This is a genomic window from Gilliamella sp. Imp1-1 (assembly GCF_001690415.1).
In the GTDB taxonomy this organism is placed as follows: domain Bacteria; phylum Pseudomonadota; class Gammaproteobacteria; order Enterobacterales; family Orbaceae; genus Gilliamella; species Gilliamella bombi.
This window is the reverse complement of record NZ_LZHK01000131.1, coordinates 1-3,165: the sequence shown is the minus strand read 5'-3', so window position 1 is coordinate 3,165 and position 3,165 is coordinate 1. Positions and strand designations below refer to the sequence as shown.

The following is a 3,165-nucleotide window of genomic DNA, read 5'->3' as shown; positions in this document are numbered from 1 at the left end:
CAAATTAAACTGCCATTATCAAAATTGGATTTATTTCATTCAGACCGAGGCAAAGAGTTTGATAATCGGTTATTAGAGGCGTGTTTTAAGACATTTAATATCACGCATTCATTAAGCAAGAAAGGGGGTCCATATGACAATGCGGTAGCGGAAGCGACATTTAAAACAATTAAAACGGAATTTGTAAAAGGCCAACGTTTCAACTCAACGGCTGAATTACAACGCGCTTTTTCGGCTTATGCTTATTGGTATAATCATAAACGATTACATTCTTCGTTAGGCTACTTGCCTCCCGTTGAATTTAAAAAACACTTACCCCTTAATTTTTTTGTTTGAAAATGTGTTGCCATTCCAAAGTCTATAAAACAATAGCACAAATAGCATGGCTTAGCCTTAATCCAATAATATCAATAAAAAGATTATAATTGGTTAACCAATTGTATAAGTCAACTGGAAGGCACTTACTACCTCAATTCAGTTAATATTAGAAAAATATTTAAAATAATTGTTTTATATCTTAGTAAACACTTTATCGTAATACATAAAATGCTATTAATGCATAACAATTTTGACATTACATTCTTCTAAGCGCTATATTGGATGTGATCTTTTCTACATCTATATCGTTAAGCAGTTTTTTTAAAGCAGTTTAAATTTAAAGGAGATGTAATATGAACATTTTAAATAACATTTTTTCCAAAGTATTTCCAAGTGCTCAAGCAACAGTAGATAATGCAGTTGATGCTGTGAAGGATAAAGTTGAAAATATCACTACATCTGTTAAAAATACAGTATCGAGTGGCTCAGAGAAAGTCCAAGATAAAGTAGAGCAAAGCGCATCCGCAACTAATGTTGATGTTTCCTCTATTCTTGAGAATTTAGCTAAAAAGCACCCTGAAACGCTTAACTGGAAAACATCTATCGTTGATCTATTGAAATTATTAGGTATAGATAGCAGTTTAGATGCACGGAAAAATTTAGCGAAAGAACTGAATTATCCAGGCAATACTGATGATACCGCAGCAATGAATACATGGTTAATTAAAGAAGTAATGAAAAAAATTGCTGAAAAAGGTGGTAATGTAACCCATCTTTTCTCTTAAAAGAGAATATTAAGACAATTAAATCCACCTAATATTTTAGGTGGATTATTTAATTAAGATATAGAATTATCTATTGTTACGTTATTGAAAAATTCAATAATTTAACTAAGCTTTAAAAGCATGTAACTTGTTCATTGCAACGTCTATTCCATCAGACAATAAGATATCTGTACAACGCAAAGATTCGTCAATAGCTTTATCAATTAATTCCTGTTCAGGTTTAGATGGCTTATTTAAAACATAACCAACAACTTTATTTTTATCGCCAGGATGTCCAATACCAATTCTTAACCGATAAAAATTTAAATTATTTCCCAATTTACTAGCAATATCTTTTAGCCCATTATGCCCACCATGACTACCACCAAACTTAAGTTTAGCTATTCCGGGATTTAAGTCGAGTTCATCATGTGCAACTAAGATCTCTTCTGGCTTTATTTGGTAAAATGTCGCCATAGCTTGAACAGCTTTACCACTTAAATTCATGAAAGTAGTTGGAACTAATAAACGTACATCATGACCTGAAATGTTGATTCGTGATGTGTAACCAAAAAATTTTTGTTCATTTTTTAATGATTGATTATAACGTTCAGCCAATTGCTCAACAAACCACGCACCTGCATTGTGCCTTGTTGCTGCATATTCATTTCCGGGATTGGCGAGTCCTACAATCAGTTTTATCGTTATCATAATATTTTTATTGTCACTGATTTTATCGAGAAAAATGCCCCAATAAGGGGCATTATAGCAATGATAAAATAGGTTATTGATGGAACATTGCTGAAATTGATTCTTCGTTACTAATTCGACGAATTGCTTCAGCAAGCATACCTGATAATGTTAATTGGCGAACATTTTTCAATGCTTTTACTTCAGCCGTTAATGGAATTGTGTCACAAACAACAATTTCATCAATAGCACAGTTTTTAATGTTACTTACTGCTTTACCTGAAAATATCGGGTGGGTAGCATAAGCAAATACTCTTTTGGCACCTCGCGCTTTTAAAGCATCAGCTGCTTTACAAAGTGTTCCTGCAGTATCAATCATATCATCAACTAAGATACAATCTCTATCAGCAACATCGCCAATAATATTCATCACTTCTGCTTCATTGGCACGTTGACGACGTTTATCAATAATTGCCATATCAGTATCATTAAGTAGTTTAGCTATCGCACGAGCACGCACCACTCCGCCAATATCAGGGGAAACAACAATTGGGCGATCAAACTCACGTTGTAGCATATCTTCTAAAATAACTGGGCTACCAAATACATTATCAACAGGTACATCAAAGAAACCTTGAATTTGTTCGGCATGAAGATCAACGGTTAATACCCTATCGACACCAACAGTTGATAGAAAATCAGCAACAACCTTAGCTGTAATAGGTACACGAGCCGAACGAACTCGACGATCTTGCCTTGCATAACCAAAATAAGGAATAACAGCAGTAATACGACCAGCAGATGCTCGGCGCATTGCGTCGATCATAACTAATAATTCCATTAAATTGTCATTGGTAGGAGCACAAGTTGATTGAATAATAAAAACATCTTCACCACGGACATTTTCATTGATTTGGACATTAACTTCACCATCACTAAAACGGCTTACCACAATGTCACCAAGAGAAGTATAAAGACGATTAGCTATACGTTTTGCTAGTTCTGGTGTGGCATTACCAGCAAAAAGCTTCATATCAGGCACGAGAAATCCTCAAGCATGTATTCATGATTACTTTATTCGTAATCGGTTAAACTGGGGCTATAATTATATAATCATTTATCGATTATGCTCAACTACAATATAAAAATATATTGAAAATATTTGATATATTTTTATAAATCACCTAGATTACACCATGAAGTGCAATTCTTCTTAACTCCTTAGAATAAAAATCGGCAGGGCTTTTAAACTTATGCCGTTTTCTTGGGCGTGTGTTCAACAGATATTGTATTTTCTTTATCTGTTTGTCGTCAACTAATGAAATGGCCGCTGACTTAGGTATAAACTGACGTATTAAGCCATTGGTGTTTTCATTTGTGCCTCTTTGCCAGC

The 3,165-nt window shown here is 34.0% G+C and carries 5 protein-coding genes; 2 read left to right on the top strand and 3 right to left on the bottom strand.

All coding sequences use genetic code 11. From position 1 onward, the window contains the following. Together A9G38_RS10935 and A9G38_RS10930 are read left to right on the top strand one after the other, a co-directional pair. Positions 1 to 336 (top strand): integrase core domain-containing protein (locus A9G38_RS10935; protein WP_141671665.1); only part of this gene is annotated, 336 nt, incomplete at its 5' end. 335 nt (positions 337 to 671) lie between these two features. Continuing rightward, a complete protein-coding gene (locus A9G38_RS10930; protein WP_034915763.1) occupies positions 672 to 1,103 on the top strand; it encodes a DUF3597 domain-containing protein in 432 nt (143 codons plus the stop codon). A gap of 105 nt (positions 1,104 to 1,208) precedes the next feature. Here A9G38_RS10930 and pth read toward each other — a convergent pair whose 3' ends face one another. The 3 genes from pth to A9G38_RS12360 form a co-directional block, all read right to left on the bottom strand. Continuing rightward, on the bottom strand, positions 1,209 to 1,790 hold the full coding sequence (pth, locus tag A9G38_RS10925) for an aminoacyl-tRNA hydrolase (protein ID WP_034915770.1): 582 nt from the start codon (positions 1,788 to 1,790) through the stop codon (positions 1,209 to 1,211). 76 nt (positions 1,791 to 1,866) lie between these two features. Beyond that, a complete protein-coding gene (locus A9G38_RS10920; protein WP_034915766.1) occupies positions 1,867 to 2,814 on the bottom strand; it encodes a ribose-phosphate pyrophosphokinase in 948 nt (315 codons plus the stop codon). Positions 2,815 to 2,956: 142 nt separating this feature from the next. Then, positions 2,957 to 3,165 (bottom strand): IS30 family transposase (locus tag A9G38_RS12360; RefSeq protein ID WP_176713221.1); only part of this gene is annotated, 209 nt, incomplete at its 5' end.